Source organism: Pseudoduganella flava, from assembly GCF_007830495.1.
In the GTDB taxonomy this organism is placed as follows: Bacteria; Pseudomonadota; Gammaproteobacteria; order Burkholderiales; family Burkholderiaceae_D; genus Rugamonas; species Rugamonas flava.
This window is the reverse complement of sequence record NZ_VLKW01000001.1, coordinates 968,072-983,911: the sequence shown is the minus strand read 5'-3', so window position 1 is coordinate 983,911 and position 15,840 is coordinate 968,072. Positions and strand designations below refer to the sequence as shown.

Genomic DNA, 15,840 nt, shown 5'->3' with positions numbered 1-15,840 from the left:
AGGTCACTCACTCAAAATACTGACGAATCATCCGAAGATGATTACGTATTTTGTGCGAGCGTTTGATGCTATATATTTTGAGCGATCTGAACCGAAGTTCAGGGCACATCATCAAACGCCCACACTTATCGACTGTTGATTGTTAAAGAATTCTGCGCCCTTCGGCGTACGCTGCAGTTATCGACAAATCGTTGTGTTTGTCAGCAGCAGAGAGATGAGATTATGCGGTGTTTCGTGCAGCTCGTCAACCCCTCTTTGTTTCCAGCGCTTCGCGCTTTCAACATCTCGCTACGTCGTTGTTCGCTGCGAGGGACAGAACTATAGCAACGCCGCCGCCGTTGCGCAAGCGCTTTTTGCGACAACCGGACCATCCCGCACTTTTTCGTTCCAGCCCTGGGTTTTCGCAGCCTGTCGCACAGCCCTGGTGCGGGTGGACAGTTTTGCGTAACGTTATCTACACTTGCCTACCTCAGTAAGAAAGCACCCATGTTTCCCACCCCGAAAACACAAGAGACCGTAAAGACAGTGCTGGCCTGGCTGCACCGGGGCTTCGACCGGACCGCGACCTGGGTTACCCAACTGTCGTGGTGGAAGTTCTTCCTGTTCGCCGCCCTTGCGCTGATTGCGGCATCGATCCTGCAGGACGAATTGTTCTCGCCGAATATGGACGAGGAAGTGGTGATGCGCTCGCACAAGCGGCCGAAGTCCGGCGCCGACACGAATATCGTCATCGACGACAGCGGCATCCACTTCAATCCGCGCGGCGGCAAGCTGCGCAATCCCACGCCGGCCGCCCCGGAAACGCCCGAAACGCCGGAAACCCCAGAAACTCCGGAAACGCCCGCCACGCCGGAAGGTGCCGCGGCGCCCGCTGCCCCGGCCGCTCCCGCGCCGCCTGCGCCGCCGGAAAAACCTGCCAAGCCGGGTTCCGCCGTCAAGACCTTGCCTGGCGAGGAAGTGCACATCGAACTGCCGCCGCAGATCGGCGAGGAATTGTCCAACGCGCTCGAGGAAGCGGTCGACAACGCGGCCGAGGAAAAGGTGTCGCGCTACCACGAGCAGGCGTCCACCTGGTTCAAGAGTTTCGTGTCGCTGCTCGTGCTGACGCTGTTCGGCATGAAGGCGCTGATGGGCGGCAAGAAGAAGGCGGAAGCGGAGATGCAAACGGCGAACGCGGCTGCGGAACGCGAATCCATGCAGCGCCAGCTTTCCGAGGCGAAGATGCAGATGATGCAGGCCCAGGTCGAGCCGCACTTCCTGTTCAATACGCTGGCGTCCGTGGAGCACCTGATCGAGACGGATCCGCCACGCGCATCCGCCATGCAGCGCAGCCTGATCAAATATCTGCGTGCGGTACTGCCGCAAATGCGCGACAGCACCTTGATCACGAACCTGGGCCGCGAGGCGGACATGGTGCTTGCCTACCTGGCCCTGTTGAAGATGCGCATGGAGGAAAGGCTGACGATCGACTTCGACATTCCGGACGGCCTGCGCAGCGCGGCGTTCCCGCCGATGATGCTGCAATCGATGGTGGAGAACGCGATCAAGCACGGCCTCGAAGGCAAGCCCGAGGGCGGCACCTTGCGGGTGCACGCCGAAGTAGCACACAGCAAGCTGCGCGTCATCGTGGCGGACGACGGCCTCGGCTTCGGCGCCAAGCCGAGCACCGGCACGGGGTTGGGCCTGTCGAACATCCGTGAACGGCTGAAACTGCTGCACGGCGAACAAGGCCAGTTGCTGATCGAGCCGAACCAGCCCAGCGGCGTCATTGCCACAATCGAAGTGCCGTATCGGCTGTCCGAACCGCTGAGGAAATGAAGACGTTGCTTCCGGCGCCGATTCATTGAATAATTGGCACCTGTTGCCTACTTATTCTTGTGAATCATGCCAACTGCGATACTAGCCGACGATGAACGTTTGATGCGCGACCAGTTGCGCATGCGCCTGGGCCAGGTGTGGCCGGAACTGGAGATCGTCGGCGAAGCGAAGAATGGCGATGAGGCGGTTGCGCTGGTCGACGAGCTGAAGCCCGATTTCACGTTCCTCGATATCCGCATGCCCGGCAAGACGGGCATGGAAGCGGCGGCCGTCATCGGCAACAAGAGCCATGTCGTGTTCGTCACCGCCTACGATGCGTATGCCGTCGAGGCGTTCGAACGGGGCGCGGTCGACTATGTGCTGAAGCCACCGGAGCAGGAGCGCCTGAAGATCACGGCGGAGCGCCTGAAGGATCGCCTGCACAAGCCCGCCGGCGACGTCAACGCGAGCGTTACGGCGATGCTGTCGCAGATCGCGGAAAAGATCGCTTCGCCGAAGCCGAAATTCCTGCAATGGATCCAGGCCAGCATAGGCCAGGACCTGCGCATGATTCCGGTCGAAGAGATCCTGTTCTTCCGCTCGGACGAGAAGTACACCTGTGTGCAGACCGACAAATTCGAGGCGTTGATCCGCAAGCCCGTGCGCGACCTGGCCGACGAGCTCGACCCGTCGCTGTTCTGGCAGATCCACCGCGCCACACTGGTGAACGTCAACGCGATCGAAGGCGTGACGCGCGATATCCGCGGCCGCCACCTGGTGATGATCAAGGGCCGTCCCGAGAAGCTCGAGGTCAGCCGCAGCTTCCTGCACCTGTTCAAGCAGATGTGATCCCCGCGCCGGCGCATGCCGGCGCGACTATGCGCCACATCAACCTCCGCTGAACCCGACTGTATTACGGTTTCCCAGCGGCTGCCTGCTACCAGCCGAAGGGGAAGCGCATGCCCAAACCATCGCGATTGCTGCTTGCCGGCCTGGTCCTGCTGGCCGGGCGCCTTGCGTGGCGCCTCGACGAGCGTCCGCTGACGCCGGCGGAACAACGCGAGGCGGATGCCCGCGCGCGCATGGCTGGCCGCCGCGCCACCGACTACGCGCTGGAGAACATCCGCGAGGAAGAACGCGCCTACATCGCCCGTGAACTGCACGACGACCTGGGCCAGTTGCTGGCCACGCTGCGTGTCGACATGAGCCTCTTGATGCAGCAGCCTGCCGCGAACCAGGCCACGCGCGACCTGCTCGCAGGGATGGATCAGCGCCTGCTGTCGGCCATCACGTCGCTGCGCCGGATCGCCAGCAACCTGCGGCCTCACGCATTGGACGAAGGCGGCCTGTACTTCGCACTGCAATCGCTGCGCCACGACTTCGAGGAAAGGCATGGCGTGGCATGTGAACTCGATGCGCGCGAAAACGAGCTGATCCTGAACGACCGCTACAGCACCGCGATCTTCCGCATCGTGCAGGAGTCGCTGACCAATATCGCCCGCCATGCCCATGCGCGCCACGTGCGCATCGCGCTGTACCGCCATCCTGGTCTGCTGCACATCACGATCGACGACGACGGTCGCGGCATCGCCCAGTCCGACATGGAAAAACCATCGTCGTTTGGCCTCCTGGGCATGCGCGAGCGGGTGTGGGCCATCCGTGGGGATATCGCAATAACGGGCAGCCCGCGCGGGACTAGGATTGAGATACATCTGCCGTTACCGGAGTAAACCATGAGCATCGACAAGCTGCCGGGATTCAACGAACGCAAACAAAAGCGACTTGCGGAGGCTACCAACTGCGTCTACGATGAAAGCATGCTGAAACGCCTCGACAAATTGGAGCAGGACGCCACCGTGATCAAGGCCGACGTCGCCGTGGTCAAGGCCACGCACGCCACCAAGGCCGATGTCGCGGAAGCCAAGAGCGGTGTCATCATGTGGGTCGTCTCCGCCGTCATCCTGGCGCAAGTGCTCCCTGCCCTCCTCAAGCACTACCTCCAATAAAAAAACCGCCTGGTTGCCAGGCGGTTTTCATATCGACAGGGCGCAAGCGCGCCCGCCTATCAGAAGGTGTGACGAATACCCAGGTTGAAGGCCGCGTCGCCGCTGCCCGCCTCGTTGTTGTTACCCACCGTGTAGCCGGCACCGTTCTTGTTCTTGATCTTCGCGTAAGCCACGTAAGCGCTGGTGCGCTTGGACAGGCCGTGCGAGTAACCGACGGCCCACTGGTGCGCGTCCTGGTTGCTTGCCGTCTTGTCGTTCTTGTTCATCCACGAAGCCATGATCGTGCCGCTGCCCACCGGCACGGTCACGCCCACCAGCGCGTCGGCCGCGTCGGTCGACGGCTTCGGTGCGGTCTTGAAGCCGTAGGCGTTGGCGACCGGGATCGGCGAGCTGTTCAGGCCCTTGTCACGCTCGTAGGCGCCGAACACCTTGACGACCTTGAAGTCGTAGTTGATCGCGAACAGCGTGTTCTTGCCGGTTTCACGATCGACGGCGGCCGTCGTGCCGCTGGCAGCCGTGTCGTTGTTACGGTTGTTGTACACGAGGCTGGCGTTCAGGCCGGCGTTCGAGTAGTTGAAGCCGATGGCGAACTGGCGGCCGGCCGTGTTGTCGCCAGCCTGCTCGCCCAGCGCATACAGGCCTTCCACCGAGAAGCCGGCCCAGGTCGGCGTCGCGTAGACGATCGCGTTCGACACGCGGGTGTTCACGCCGCCAGCCGGGAACAGGTTCTTGGCGCTGCCCGCATAGCCGGCGCCGAACGGGTCGGCAACTTTCGACAGTGCGTTGTACAGCGGGTTGTACTGGCGACCCAGCGTCAGCGTACCGAGCGTCTTGCTCTTCAGGCCGACGAACGCCTGGCGGTTGAACAGCGCGCTGCTGGTGTTGTCCAGCGTGCCGTCGTCCAGCTTGTAGCCCGCTTCCAGCGTGAAGATTGCCGACAGGTCGCTGCCCAGGTCTTCGGTACCACGGAAGCCGATGCGCGACTGGCTGCCGACGCCGCTCGTGACCTTCGTCACGTCGCCGGCCGCGCCACCCGTTTCACGGACGATACCTGCATCGACGATGCCGTAAATCGTGACATTCGACTGGGCGGAAGCGGTGGCTGCGAAGCTGCCGGCGATGATTGCGGCCAGAGTAAGTTTTTTCACTTGATGTTCTCTTGTTGAAGTTAGTGGGACTGTGAGATCGCTCTGGATCTGACGCGGCGTATCTTGCCTTCCAAATACTTCAACAATATGACATCGATAATTTGTTGCTGTGTTACAACGTTCTTGGCGTTACTTCAACCTGCACGTCAGCAACCAATAATAAGGCAACCGTTCGATGCGGATTTCCCGTACCGCCGTCGCCAGCTTCTTGCGCAGGTAGCTGTCGGCCGGGAAGTTCTTGACGATCTCGAAGCGCTCGCCGGAAGCCAGCGTGCGGATCTGGTATGTATTGCCTTCCGCATCCGTGCGGGCGATCGCCGTGCTGCTGCCATCGACGTAGCAGTTATCGAGCAGCACCAGCAGCACGTCCTTGCCCAGCTTGGCGCGCAGCTGCGCGAGAAAGCGTTCCTGCTCTTCCCGCTTCACGTGCGACCACCAGAAGCCGGCGAACACGGCCGTGTACTCGCCCGCGCATGCCGGCAGGTCGAAAGCATCCGCCTTGGCAAACGTGACGTTGCCTGCCGTCGCGTGGGCACGGGCCAGCGCCACCGCTTCGTCGTTCACGTCCGTTGCATGCACGGAAGCGGCCGTGGCGGCGATCAGGCGGGTCCAGTAGCCGGTGCCGCAGGCGATTTCCAGTACCTTGTGGCCGCGCAGCAGTTCAGGCAATTTGGTGCGCAGCGCGGCAAGATCCGCCTGCCGCTCGGGCTTGTCGTAGACGCTTTCGATGGCGCCTGCATTCAGCGCATAGTATTGCGCCAGTGTTTCGTGTTTCATAACTCGTAGTTTTCGTGCTCGCCGCGCATCGCCTGCTCCACGAGCTTGCGGTTCAGCGTCGGCGCCAATAATTCAATGAACGTATAAATATAGGAGCGCAGATAAGCGCCCTGCTTGACCGCCACCCGCGACACATTCATGCCGAACAAGTGGCCGACCGAGATGGCGCGCAGGTTGCGGTCCCGCTCCGGGTCGAACGCCATGCCGGCGATGATGCCGATGCCCATGCCCAGTTCGACATAGGTCTTGATCACGTCGGCGTCGATGGCTTCCAGCAGCACGTCCGGCTTCAGGCCGCGCAGCGAAAACGCGTGATCGATCTTGCTGCGGCCGGCAAACGCGCCGTCGTATGTGATGACCGGATAGGCGGCGATCTCTTCCAACGTGACCGACTTGTTCTTCAGCAGCGCGTGTTCCGGCGGCACGACGACCACGTGCTCCCACTGGTAGCACGGCAGCGTGATCAGGCCGTCGATGCCGGCGATCGACTCGGTGGCGATCGCCAGGTCCGCCTGGTCGCGCTGCACCATCTCGGCGATCTGGCGAGGGTTTCCTTGCAAAAGAGACAACCGCACCTTCGGGAACTTCTGCATGAACGCCTGCACCACCTTCGGCAGCGTGTAGCGCGCCTGCGTGTGCGTCGTGGCGATCGTGAAGCTGCCGCTGTCCTGCGCCGCGTATTCCTTGCCGATCCGCTTCAGGCTGTCGATCTCCTGCATGATCAGCTCGACCGATTGCAGCACCAGCCGGCCCGGCTCCGTCAGGCCGCGGATACGCTTGCCGTGGCGGGTGAAGATGTCGACGCCGAGCTCTTCCTCGAGCTCGATGATGGCTTTCGACACGCCCGGCTGTGACGTAAACAGCGCCTTGGCGGCGTCGGTCAGGTTGTAGTTCTGCCGGACAGCTTCCCGGACGAAGCGAAGTTGATGAAGATTCATGTAGTTCCTGGCGGTAAGGGCGCTATTTTACGCTGAAGCTTATACCGCCTACGCATATAAGCAAATAAAGACTAAGTCGTTTGGAATAAAGCGTGAGTTTATTACGATTACGGCTACTTGGGAGACAACCCACGCCGCGACCTATAGGAACGCTATGTACCAATACGATCAATACGACCATCTCATCGTGCGAGAGCGCATCGCGCAGTACCGCGATCAAGTGCGCCGCCGCCTGTCCGGTGAGCTGACGGAAGAAGAATTCCTGCCGCTGCGCCTGCAGAACGGCCTGTACATGCAGCGCCATGCCTACATGCTGCGTATCGCGGTGCCGTACGGCCTGCTCGCTTCGAAGCAGATGCGCATGTTCGCCCATATCGCGCGCAAGTACGACCGCGGCTACGGCCACTTCACGACGCGCCAGAACATCCAGTTCAACTGGATCGAGCTGGAGCAGACGCCGGACATCCTGGCCGACCTCGCCTCCGTCGAGATGCACGCGATCCAGACGTCCGGCAACTGCATCCGCAACGTCACCTCCGACGAGCTGGCCGGCGTGGCCGCCGACGAGATCATCGACCCGCGTCCGTATGCCGAGGTGCTGCGCCAGTGGTCGACGTTCCACCCCGAGTTCATCGCCCTGCCCCGCAAGTTCAAGGTCGCCATCAACGGCGCCGTGGAAGACCGCGCCGCGATCGCGGTCCACGACATCGGCCTGACGGTCGTGAAGAACGCGGCCGGCGAGATCGGCTTCAAGGTGATGGTCGGTGGCGGCCTTGGTCGTACGCCGATCCTCGGCAGCGTGATCCGCGAATTCCTGCCGCGCGAGCATCTGCTGACGTACATCGAAGCGATCATGCGCGTGTATAACCAGTACGGCCGCCGCGACAACAAGTACAAGGCCCGCATCAAGATCCTGTTGAAAGCCGTCGGCGTCGAAGAATTCACGCGCCAGGTCGAAGAGGAATGGCAAGACCTGAAGGGCAATGACGAAACGCTGACCATCGACGAGATGGAGCGCATCATCGCCTTCTTCCAGCCGCCCGCGTACGAGCAGCTCGCGGCCATCGACCCGCGCGCCGGCCATGAGGACAACAAGGCGTTCGCCAACTGGCTGGGTCGCAACGTCAAGGCGCACAAGCAGCCCGGCTACGCGGCCGTGATCCTGTCGCTGAAGAAGACCGGCGTGCCGCCGGGCGACGCGACGGCCGAGCAGATGGACTTCATGGCCGACCTGGCCGACCGCTACAGCTTCGGCCAGCTGCGCGTCACGCACGAACAGAACATCGTGCTGGCGGACGTGAAGCAGTCGCAGCTCTTCGCGCTGTGGCAGGAAGTGAAGGCGCATGGCCTGGCGACGCCGAACATCGGCCTGCTGACGGACATCGTCTGCTGCCCCGGCGGCGACTTCTGCTCGCTGGCGAACGCGAAATCGATTCCGATCGCCGCATCGATCGCCGAGCGCTTCGACCGCCTGGACTTCCTGCACGACATCGGCGACTTCGAACTGAACATCAGCGGCTGCATCAACGCCTGCGGCCACCACCACGTGGGCCACATCGGCGTGCTGGGCGTCGACAAGGACGGCAGCGAATGGTATCAGGTGTCGATCGGCGGGGCGCAGGGCAACGCGGCCGCCATTGGCAAGATCATCGGCCCGTCGTTCTCCGCGCACCAGATGCCGGAAGTGATCGACCGCCTGCTGCAGGTGTACCTGCGCGAACGCACGCCGGACGAACGCTTCGTCGACACCGTGCAGCGCATCGGTATCGCCCCGTTCAAAGACCATGTTTATGCCACGCCGATCGCTGAACCGGGACGCCTGGTGGGAGAAGACGAATATGCCTGATCAGAAAATCATCAAGGGAACCCAGATCGTCGCCGACGACTGGAACCTGCTGCGCCTCGCGGAAGGCCAGGAGCCTGCCGCCGTGGAAGTCCCGGCCGGCAAGGTCATCGTGCCGCTGAAGGTCTGGCAGGCGCAGAAGGAAGCGCTGGCCTCCCGCGCCGACATCGGCGTGTGGCTGGACTCCGACGAGCGCGCCGAGGAACTGAAGGGTGAACTGGACAAGTTCGGCGTCGTGGCCGTGAACTTCCCCAAGTTCACCGATGGCCGCGGCTACTCGATCGCCTACAACCTGCGCATGCGCCTCGGTTACACGGGCGAGCTGCGGGCGATCGGCGACGTGCTGCGCGACCAGCTGTTCCAGATGAAGCGCACCGGCTTCGATGCCTATGCGCCGCGCCCGGACCGCAGCATCGAGGATGCGCTGAAGGGCCTGACGGTGTTCTCCGAAACCTACCAGGCATCGGTCGACAACAAGCTGCCGCTGTTCCGCCGCCACGCCCGGAATACGCCACGCGAGCATACCGACGTCGGCGCCGGCATCTGAAGGAAACCGCCCATGAGCAAGCTCGATACCCTCGTTGCGTCCACCAGGCAGACTCTGGAACTGATCGCACACGAGTACACGCCAGCCGTCTTCGCTTCCAGCCTCGCGGCGGAAGACATGGTGCTGACGGACCTGATCCTGAAGGACAAGCTGCCGATCGGTATCTTCTCGCTGGAGACGGGCCGCCTGCACCGGGAAACGCTGGCGATGATCGACCGCGTGAAGGAGCATTACGGCTACCAGATCGCCGTGTTCCGCCCCGAGCAGGATGCGGTGGACCAGTACGTTGCGCAGCACGGCCTGAACGCGTTCTACGACAGCGTGGAGATGCGCAAGGAATGCTGCCGCATCCGCAAGGTGGAGCCGCTGGGCCGCGCCCTGGCCGGCAACAAGGCCTGGATCACGGGCCAGCGCCGGGCGCAGTCGAACACCCGTTCGTCGCTGCAAGTGCACGAGGACGATCCGGGCCACCTGATGGACAAGTTCAATCCGCTGGCCGACTGGGCCGAGGAAGACGTGTGGGACTACCTGCGTGACAACGGGGTGCCGTACAACGCGTTGCACGACCAGGGCTTCCCGTCGATCGGCTGCGAGCCGTGCACGCGGGCGATCCAGCCCGGCGAGGACGTGCGCGCCGGCCGCTGGTGGTGGGAGAACCCCGAATCGAAGGAATGCGGGCTGCACGTCGTCGACGGCAAGCTCATTCGAATCAAATCCGTGGCCGCCTGAAGCCTGTGCCACTACCTCAAGAAAACATATGAACGCATTGGCAGACAATCAGATCACCGGCCTGGGAGACGTCAACTCCCGCCACCTGGACGCCCTGGAATCGGAAGCGATCCACATCCTGCGCGAAGTCGCGGCGGAGTGCAGCAACCCTGCCCTGCTGTTCTCGGGCGGGAAGGACTCCGTGGTGCTGCTGCGCCTTGCCGAGAAGGCTTTCCGCCCCGGTAAATTCCCGTTCCCCCTCGTGCACATCGACACGGGCCACAACTTCGCCGAGGTGATCGAGTTCCGCGACCGCCGCGTCGCCGAGCTGGGCGAACGCCTGATCGTCGGCTCCGTCGAGGACTCGATCAAGAAGGGCACGGTGCGCCTGCGTAATCCGCAAACGGATTCGCGCAATGCCGCGCAAGCCGTCACGTTGCTGGAGACTATCGCCGAACACGGCTTCGACGCCTGCATCGGCGGCGCCCGCCGCGACGAGGAAAAAGCCCGCGCCAAGGAACGCATCTTCTCGTTCCGCGACGAATTCGGCCAGTGGGATCCGAAGGCGCAACGCCCCGAGCTGTGGGACCTGTATAACACCCGCGTGCACCCGGGCGAGAACATGCGCGTGTTCCCGATCTCGAACTGGACGGAGCTGGATGTGTGGCAGTACATCGCCCGCGAAAACCTGGCGCTGCCGTCGATCTACTTCGCGCACGAGCGCCAGGTCATCCCGCGCAACGGCCTCCTGGTCCCGCTGACGGACCTGACCCCGGCCCGCGACGGCGAAACGATCGAGACGCAGGTGGTGCGCTTCCGCACCGTCGGCGACATCTCGTGCACCTGCCCGGTGTCGTCGTCCGCCGCCGACGTCGCGGCGATCATCGCCGAAACGGCGGTCACGCAGATCACGGAACGGGGCGCAACGCGGATGGACGACCAGACCTCCGAAGCCTCGATGGAAAAACGCAAGAAAGCCGGATACTTCTGATGAACGCCATGAACGAAAATCTGTCCCAGCACGCCGCCAACAGCCAGACCCTGCTGCGCTTCATCACCGCCGGTTCCGTCGACGACGGCAAGAGCACGCTGATCGGCCGCCTGCTGTTCGACAGCAAGGGCATCTTCGCCGACCAGCTGGCCGCCGTGTCGCGCGCCAAGCACAAACGCACCGTGGGCGACACGATCGACCTGTCGCTGCTGACGGACGGCCTGGAAGCGGAACGCGAGCAAGGCATCACGATCGACGTGGCCTACCGCTACTTCGCGACGCCGAAGCGCAAGTTCATCATCGCCGACACGCCGGGCCACGAGCAGTACACCCGCAACATGGTGACGGGCGCCTCGACGGCCGATGCCGTCATCATCCTGGTCGACGTATCGAAGGTGAAGCTGCGCGAAGACGGCGGCGTGGACCTGCTGATCCAGACCAAGCGCCACTCGACGATCGCCCACCTGCTGCAGATCGAGCACGTGGTCGTCGCCGTCAACAAGATGGACCTGGTGAACTACGACCAGGACGTGTACGAGCGCATCGTCAAGGCGTACCGGGAATTCGCGCAGACGCTGGGCCTGAAGGACATCACGGCGATCCCGCTGTCCGCCCTGACGGGCGACAACGTCGTCGAGCCGAGCGCCAACATGGCCTGGTATCAGGGCCCGACCCTGATCGAACTGCTCGAATCGCTGTCCGTCTACGACGAGTCCCATGCCAGCCCCCTGCGCTTCCCCGTGCAGCTGGTGGCGCGCCACAACGGCCATGAGGCCAACGACTTCCGCGGCTACATGGGCCGCATCGAAGCGGGCAAGGTCAGCGTCGGCGACAAGCTGGTGGTGCAGCCTTCCGGCCAGAGCGCGACGGTGAAGGAAATCGTCACGTTCGACGGCCCGTTGCAAACGGCGGTCGCCGGCCAGTCCGTGACCATCGTGCTGAACGAGTACGTGGACGTGTCGCGCGGCGACGTGCTGGCCTCTTCCGACAAGCCTGCCACGCTGCTCAAGCAGGTGGAGGCGGACGTCTGCTGGTTGTCCGAGGAACCGCTGGACCTGCGCCGCAAGTACTGGATCAAGCACGGCACCAAGCAGACGATGGCCAGGATCACGAAGATCGATTCGATCCTTGACATCAACACGCAGCAGCGGCACGATGCCGATGCCTTGAAGCTGAACGACGTCGCCCGCATCGGGCTGACCGTGCAGCAGCCGCTGGCCGCGGATGCCTACACCGACATCCGCGCGACCGGCGCCTTCATCCTGATCGATGAAGTCACGCACCAGACCGTCGCCGCCGGCATGATCCGGCTGTAACGCGGTCTCGGCGCATCAACCCAACCGGAAGGAGCCGCGTTTGCCAGCAGTCGGAAAAGTCTATCTCGTGGGGGCCGGTCCCGGTGCCGCGGACCTGATCACCGTCCGGGGTGCCCGGCTGCTCGGCGAGGCCGACGTGGTGCTGTACGACGCGCTGGTGACGCCGGAAATGCTGGCCCTGTGCCCGCAAGCGGAGCTGATCTCGGTCGGCAAGCGCGCCGGCCAGCGCTCCGCGGCGCAGGACTTCATCAACCAGCAGCTGATCGAGTGCGCCCACCGCCATGCCCGCGTGGTACGCCTGAAAGGCGGCGACCCGATGCTGTTCGGCCGCGCCGACGAGGAGCTGTCCGCGCTGGAAGCGGCCGGCATCGACGTCGAAGTCGTCCCCGGCATCACGACGGCCGTTGCCGCATCGGCCGCCGCGAAGCAGCCGCTGACCAAGCGCGGCGTGGCGCGCAGCGTGGCCTTCTTCACTTCCAGCACGGCGCCGGGCGAGGACGACCTGTCCGGCATCCCGTCGACCGACACGCTGGTGCAATACATGGGCGGGCGCGAAGCCATCGCCACGGCGCAGCGCCTGCTCGCGCAAGGGCGGCGCGCGGACACCCCGGTGCTCGTGCTGGAAAACGTCAGCCGGCCCGACCAGCGCATCGAACGCATCACGCTGGCGCAGCTCGCGCACGGCCTCGACACGCCGCATGGCCCCGTGCTGGTGATGCTGGGCGAGGCGATGGCGATGCGCACACGCCAGCCTGGCTGACCTTTACTGCCGGGCGGGTCTATAATCGCCCGATGAGATCCGATCCCGACCACAACCTGCCCCCCGGCCTGCAGGAAGACGGCGACTTTTCCGACATGCTTTCCGAGATGCGCATCCTGCTGCCCGGGGCGCAGATGCTGTCGGCCTTCCTGATCATCCTTCCGTTCAACGCGGACTTCGTCAATATCGTGAAGTCCGAGAAGTACGTGTTCCTCGCCACCTTCTTCTTTGCGCTGTCGAGCCTCATCCTGCTGTCGGCGCCGGCCGTGCAGCACCGCATCATGCGGCCGTTGCTGCACCGCGAGCGCTTCAAGACTTTCGCCAGCCGCCAGATCGTGGCCGGTTCGATTGCGCTCGGCATCGCGTTCGTGCTGGGCACGAACCTTGTCATCTCGGAAGTGTTCGGGGAGGCGGTCGGCCTGGCGGCCGCCGCCGTGATGGGCATCCTCGTCGTGATCACGTGGTGGGTGCTGCCGATCGTGATCAAGCGGCACAGGCCCATCTGAAGAATGGCGCCGGCTTCCCGGCGCCTTGATGATTACGACGTGATCCGGTCCCAGCCGTGGCGCACGGCCGCCTTGAACTTCTCCCACGTCGATTGCGGATAGCGGCTCTCCCAGCTGCTCCTCAGCGTCGCCTCCGACTCGTCCCACGAGCGGTTGCGGTATTCATCGCTGCCGCGCATCGCCGCGCCATAGCGGTAGGCGGGCGCGTAGTCGTCATAGCTGCCTCCGGTGCTGGCGAAGTTGCTGGTCCAGTGGCCGCGGTAGTAATCCTCGTCCTCCGTCGTGCCCAGGCGCTCCACGTCGACCTGCGTGCTGCGCAGCGTATCGCTGATCTGCTCGGTGCGTTGCGAGGCTTGCTTGCCGACGACCACTTCCTCGACCACGCGCGCCGTCTTCTGCACGACAGCTTCCTCGGCGCTTTCGCGCAGCTCGAACGATGTGTCCTTGAACGCGCCAACCTGGGACGGGTCGATCGGGCGGTCCACCGGCCGGCGTTGCACGTTCACGTGCTCTTCGCGCAGGTTGACGCTTTCCTGCACCGGTGTTTCGACAAGGCGCTGGTAGATGCGCACGCCGCCGCGCTGCACCATCCGCTTGCCGACTTTCAGCTCTTCCTGCATCACCGGAATCACCTGCGATTCCGTCTCCGCGCGCTGCATCGAGCCGGCGCCCGTCAGGCCCTGCTGCGAGCCGGTGCCGCCGGCCATGCTGCCGGTCACTCCGCTCTGCTGCGACGCGGACATCGAGCTGGCACTGCCCTGCGCCATCGATGCGTTCCAGCCCGACGCCTGCCATTGCGTCTTGTGCTCGTCGATGTCGATCGGGCCGAAGCGTTCGACGATGTCGGCCGCGCGTTCGACCTCGACCTGGGTCGGCGTCTGCACGGTCAGCACGCACTTGCCGCGGTTGACGGCCTCGCCGTAGACGGCACGGTCGTCGTCGTCGTCGTCGCCGAACAGGTTCGTGAAGAAGTGCTTGATGCTGTCCCCCAGCGACGTATCCTGCGTGCCGGCGGACGTCGTGCCGAGCCCGGTCCCCGTGGTGCCAGAGGAGTCGTTCAGGTGGACCGCGTCCGTCCCGATGCCGGCGCTGATCAGTTCATTGCGGGCGCGCTCGGCGTCCGCGCGATTGTCGAATACGGCTGCTAGCGTGTGGCTCATGGTTGCCTTCTCCTTGTGTCGATGGTTGCTTGTCAGCGGGAGCGTTCGTCGAACGGCTCGACCCGCACTTCTTCGGCACGTAGCGGAACGGTTTCCCGATGCTCGTGCTGCCTGCGTACCCTGGTGATGCGCAGCTCTTCCTTGATGCGGTAGCGCTTTTCGACCACCAGGATTTCCTCGAGCACCGGCACCACCAGCACATCGCCCTCGTAGCGGGACGGCGGCGGCTCGGCGACGACACGGTCGACGGCGACCCGCTGCACGTCCAGTTCGTCGTGCCACAGCGTTTCGCGGATTTCCTCGGGCTGCTCGGTGACGTGCTTCGTCACACGCACGCCCCGGCCCGTATCGACGATGCGGGTCGAGACCTCAAGCTCCTCGCGGCTGACGGGGACGGCCACGGCGGGAGCGGTGCCGTGCCTGGGTTCAGGTGTCGTAGTCATGGGCGGCAGTCTAAGGCGATGCGTGGGCAGGCGGCGCTACCTTGCCTTGCCGCTATAAAGATACAAGTCACTGGCTGGCTGAGGAGGACGGCGGCTTGTTAAAATACGGGCTTTTGCAAGCAATATCGAGGCACCGGGAACACTATGGGACAAGCACACGATGTACTGGAACGGGCCCGGGCGGCCCGCCTGGAAGGCAGGTATGAGGACGCATTGCGCGATCATCTGTGGTTCCATGAAAACGCGCTGTCCGTCGAGCCCGGCATGGCCGGCGTGCGGCTGTCGTTCGCGCTGCGCGACTGGATCTACCTGGCCGAGAAATTCCCGCTGGCCCGGCGCGCGCTGCAAGGCTTGCGCGACCGCGACACGGCAAAAATGCTGAACGGCGGCGAAAGCCGCGACCTGTTCCGCGACATCGTCGCGATCAACAGCGCGCTGGGCGAGGAACGGGCGACGCACGACCTGTTCGAGCGGATGGACATCCAGATGGCACCGCTGGCGCAGCAGTGCGCCGACCTGGCGCTGCCGGCCCTCGTCGCCGCGGAAGACTACGCGCTGGCGCGCCGCTATCTCGGCGACCCGATCGCACGCGTCAAGGGCTTGGCAGCCAACCTGAACGCTTACACGCAGGAGCTGGTGAAGACGGGCGGCACGTCATCGGCGCCGGCGCTGCTGTCGTTCGTGCTGAACTACACCAAGGAAGTGCGGCTCGTCGTCGAGGTGCTGCGCCGCGAGGACGAGGAAGCGCTGGCCGCGCAAGCGTCGCAGGCGGCACTGGATGACCTGACGTCGGACGCGCTGCGCGATGCCGTGCAGCGCGAGTTCGACACCCCCGGTGCGACGATCGCGGCGATGGTGCAGCACGCGCGGGCCAACACGACGGAGCACTGAGCGAAGGCG

Annotated in this window: 17 protein-coding genes; 12 read left to right on the top strand and 5 right to left on the bottom strand. The window is 64.0% G+C overall.

Going from position 1 to position 15,840, the window contains the following annotated elements; genetic code table 11:
* The first annotated feature begins 486 nt into the window (after positions 1–486).
* From IP92_RS04310 to IP92_RS04295, 4 genes are all read left to right on the top strand, one after another.
* A complete protein-coding gene (locus tag IP92_RS04310) occupies positions 487–1,818 on the top strand; it encodes a sensor histidine kinase (RefSeq protein ID WP_145873242.1) in 1,332 nt (443 codons plus the stop codon).
* A gap of 66 nt (positions 1,819–1,884) precedes the next feature.
* The gene (locus IP92_RS04305; RefSeq protein WP_145873241.1) at positions 1,885–2,646 is read left to right on the top strand and encodes a LytR/AlgR family response regulator transcription factor; all 762 of its coding nucleotides are present in this window, start codon (positions 1,885–1,887) and stop codon (positions 2,644–2,646) included.
* Positions 2,647–2,756: 110 nt separating this feature from the next.
* Positions 2,757–3,527 carry a sensor histidine kinase gene (locus IP92_RS04300; RefSeq protein ID WP_145873240.1) on the top strand — a complete coding sequence of 257 codons (771 nt, stop codon included), beginning with the start codon at positions 2,757–2,759 and terminating at the stop codon, positions 3,525–3,527.
* A 3-nt stretch (positions 3,528–3,530) separates the two neighbouring features.
* Entirely contained in the window at positions 3,531–3,803 is a 273-nt protein-coding gene (locus IP92_RS04295) for a hypothetical protein (RefSeq protein ID WP_145873239.1), read from the top strand.
* 59 nt (positions 3,804–3,862) lie between these two features.
* On the opposite strand, the gene IP92_RS04290 is transcribed toward IP92_RS04295, so the two are convergent.
* The 3 genes from IP92_RS04290 to IP92_RS04280 all read right to left on the bottom strand — a co-directional run bounded on the left by IP92_RS04290 (position 3,863) and on the right by IP92_RS04280 (position 6,666).
* Positions 3,863–4,951: a porin gene (locus tag IP92_RS04290; RefSeq protein WP_229418611.1), complete on the bottom strand. Its 1,089-nt coding sequence runs from the start codon at positions 4,949–4,951 to the stop codon at positions 3,863–3,865.
* Positions 4,952–5,080: 129 nt separating this feature from the next.
* Positions 5,081–5,728 carry a class I SAM-dependent methyltransferase gene (locus IP92_RS04285; RefSeq protein WP_145873238.1) on the bottom strand — a complete coding sequence of 216 codons (648 nt, stop codon included), beginning with the start codon at positions 5,726–5,728 and terminating at the stop codon, positions 5,081–5,083.
* On the bottom strand, positions 5,725–6,666 hold the full coding sequence (locus tag IP92_RS04280) for a CysB family HTH-type transcriptional regulator (protein ID WP_145873237.1): 942 nt from the start codon (positions 6,664–6,666) through the stop codon (positions 5,725–5,727). The genes IP92_RS04285 and IP92_RS04280 overlap by 4 nt, the downstream gene beginning before the upstream one ends.
* A 154-nt stretch (positions 6,667–6,820) precedes the next feature.
* Here IP92_RS04280 and IP92_RS04275 point away from each other — a divergent pair, with 154 nt between their 5' ends.
* Genes IP92_RS04275 through IP92_RS04245 form a run of 7 tightly spaced genes read left to right on the top strand, consistent with a single transcriptional unit; the run spans position 6,821 to position 13,337 of the window.
* Positions 6,821–8,512 (top strand): nitrite/sulfite reductase, encoded by a 1,692-nt coding sequence (locus tag IP92_RS04275; protein WP_145873236.1) that lies wholly within the window; start codon positions 6,821–6,823, stop codon positions 8,510–8,512.
* The gene (locus IP92_RS04270; RefSeq protein ID WP_145873235.1) at positions 8,505–9,056 is read left to right on the top strand and encodes a DUF934 domain-containing protein; all 552 of its coding nucleotides are present in this window, start codon (positions 8,505–8,507) and stop codon (positions 9,054–9,056) included. The genes IP92_RS04275 and IP92_RS04270 overlap by 8 nt, the downstream gene beginning before the upstream one ends.
* Before the next feature lie 12 nt (positions 9,057–9,068).
* Positions 9,069–9,785, top strand: coding sequence for a phosphoadenylyl-sulfate reductase (locus IP92_RS04265; RefSeq protein ID WP_145873234.1), 717 nt, complete (start codon positions 9,069–9,071; stop codon positions 9,783–9,785).
* 28 nt (positions 9,786–9,813) lie between these two features.
* On the top strand, positions 9,814–10,755 hold the full coding sequence (gene cysD, locus IP92_RS04260; protein ID WP_145873233.1) for a sulfate adenylyltransferase subunit CysD: 942 nt from the start codon (positions 9,814–9,816) through the stop codon (positions 10,753–10,755).
* Entirely contained in the window at positions 10,755–12,071 is a 1,317-nt protein-coding gene (locus IP92_RS04255) for a sulfate adenylyltransferase subunit 1 (protein WP_145873232.1), read from the top strand. Before cysD ends, IP92_RS04255 begins: the two co-directional genes overlap by 1 nt.
* Before the next feature lie 40 nt (positions 12,072–12,111).
* Complete coding sequence (gene cobA / locus IP92_RS04250) at positions 12,112–12,831, top strand: uroporphyrinogen-III C-methyltransferase (protein WP_145873231.1); 720 nt, start codon at positions 12,112–12,114, stop codon at positions 12,829–12,831.
* A 32-nt stretch (positions 12,832–12,863) separates the two neighbouring features.
* The gene (locus IP92_RS04245; protein ID WP_145873230.1) at positions 12,864–13,337 is read left to right on the top strand and encodes a DUF6328 family protein; all 474 of its coding nucleotides are present in this window, start codon (positions 12,864–12,866) and stop codon (positions 13,335–13,337) included.
* Positions 13,338–13,369: 32 nt separating this feature from the next.
* Here IP92_RS04245 and IP92_RS04240 read toward each other — a convergent pair whose 3' ends face one another.
* Both IP92_RS04240 and IP92_RS04235 read right to left on the bottom strand, forming a co-directional pair.
* Positions 13,370–14,497 (bottom strand): YsnF/AvaK domain-containing protein, encoded by a 1,128-nt coding sequence (locus IP92_RS04240; RefSeq protein ID WP_145873229.1) that lies wholly within the window; start codon positions 14,495–14,497, stop codon positions 13,370–13,372.
* Positions 14,498–14,529: 32 nt separating this feature from the next.
* Complete coding sequence (locus tag IP92_RS04235) at positions 14,530–14,940, bottom strand: YsnF/AvaK domain-containing protein (RefSeq protein ID WP_145873228.1); 411 nt, start codon at positions 14,938–14,940, stop codon at positions 14,530–14,532.
* A 144-nt stretch (positions 14,941–15,084) separates the two neighbouring features.
* On the opposite strand from IP92_RS04235, the gene IP92_RS04230 reads away from it, so the two are divergent.
* Positions 15,085–15,831 (top strand): hypothetical protein, encoded by a 747-nt coding sequence (locus IP92_RS04230; protein ID WP_145873227.1) that lies wholly within the window; start codon positions 15,085–15,087, stop codon positions 15,829–15,831.
* The last annotated feature ends 9 nt before the right edge of the window (positions 15,832–15,840 follow it).

Bases quoted from the DNA above. Each gene is read 5' to 3' on its own strand.
- IP92_RS04310 (WP_145873242.1), top strand. From the start codon at position 487: ATGTTTCCCACCCCGAAAACACAAGAGACCGTAAAGACAGTGCTGGCC.
- IP92_RS04305 (WP_145873241.1), top strand. From the start codon at position 1,885: ATGCCAACTGCGATACTAGCCGACGATGAACGTTTGATGCGCGACCAG.
- IP92_RS04300 (WP_145873240.1), top strand. From the start codon at position 2,757: ATGCCCAAACCATCGCGATTGCTGCTTGCCGGCCTGGTCCTGCTGGCC.
- IP92_RS04295 (WP_145873239.1), top strand. From the start codon at position 3,531: ATGAGCATCGACAAGCTGCCGGGATTCAACGAACGCAAACAAAAGCGA.
- IP92_RS04285 (WP_145873238.1), bottom strand. From the start codon at position 5,728: ATGAAACACGAAACACTGGCGCAATACTATGCGCTGAATGCAGGCGCC.
- IP92_RS04280 (WP_145873237.1), bottom strand. From the start codon at position 6,666: ATGAATCTTCATCAACTTCGCTTCGTCCGGGAAGCTGTCCGGCAGAAC.
- IP92_RS04275 (WP_145873236.1), top strand. From the start codon at position 6,821: ATGTACCAATACGATCAATACGACCATCTCATCGTGCGAGAGCGCATC.
- IP92_RS04270 (WP_145873235.1), top strand. From the start codon at position 8,505: ATGCCTGATCAGAAAATCATCAAGGGAACCCAGATCGTCGCCGACGAC.
- IP92_RS04265 (WP_145873234.1), top strand. From the start codon at position 9,069: ATGAGCAAGCTCGATACCCTCGTTGCGTCCACCAGGCAGACTCTGGAA.
- cysD (WP_145873233.1), top strand. From the start codon at position 9,814: ATGAACGCATTGGCAGACAATCAGATCACCGGCCTGGGAGACGTCAAC.
- IP92_RS04255 (WP_145873232.1), top strand. From the start codon at position 10,755: ATGAACGCCATGAACGAAAATCTGTCCCAGCACGCCGCCAACAGCCAG.
- IP92_RS04245 (WP_145873230.1), top strand. From the start codon at position 12,864: ATGAGATCCGATCCCGACCACAACCTGCCCCCCGGCCTGCAGGAAGAC.
- IP92_RS04240 (WP_145873229.1), bottom strand. From the start codon at position 14,497: ATGAGCCACACGCTAGCAGCCGTATTCGACAATCGCGCGGACGCCGAG.
- IP92_RS04235 (WP_145873228.1), bottom strand. From the start codon at position 14,940: ATGACTACGACACCTGAACCCAGGCACGGCACCGCTCCCGCCGTGGCC.
- IP92_RS04230 (WP_145873227.1), top strand. From the start codon at position 15,085: ATGGGACAAGCACACGATGTACTGGAACGGGCCCGGGCGGCCCGCCTG.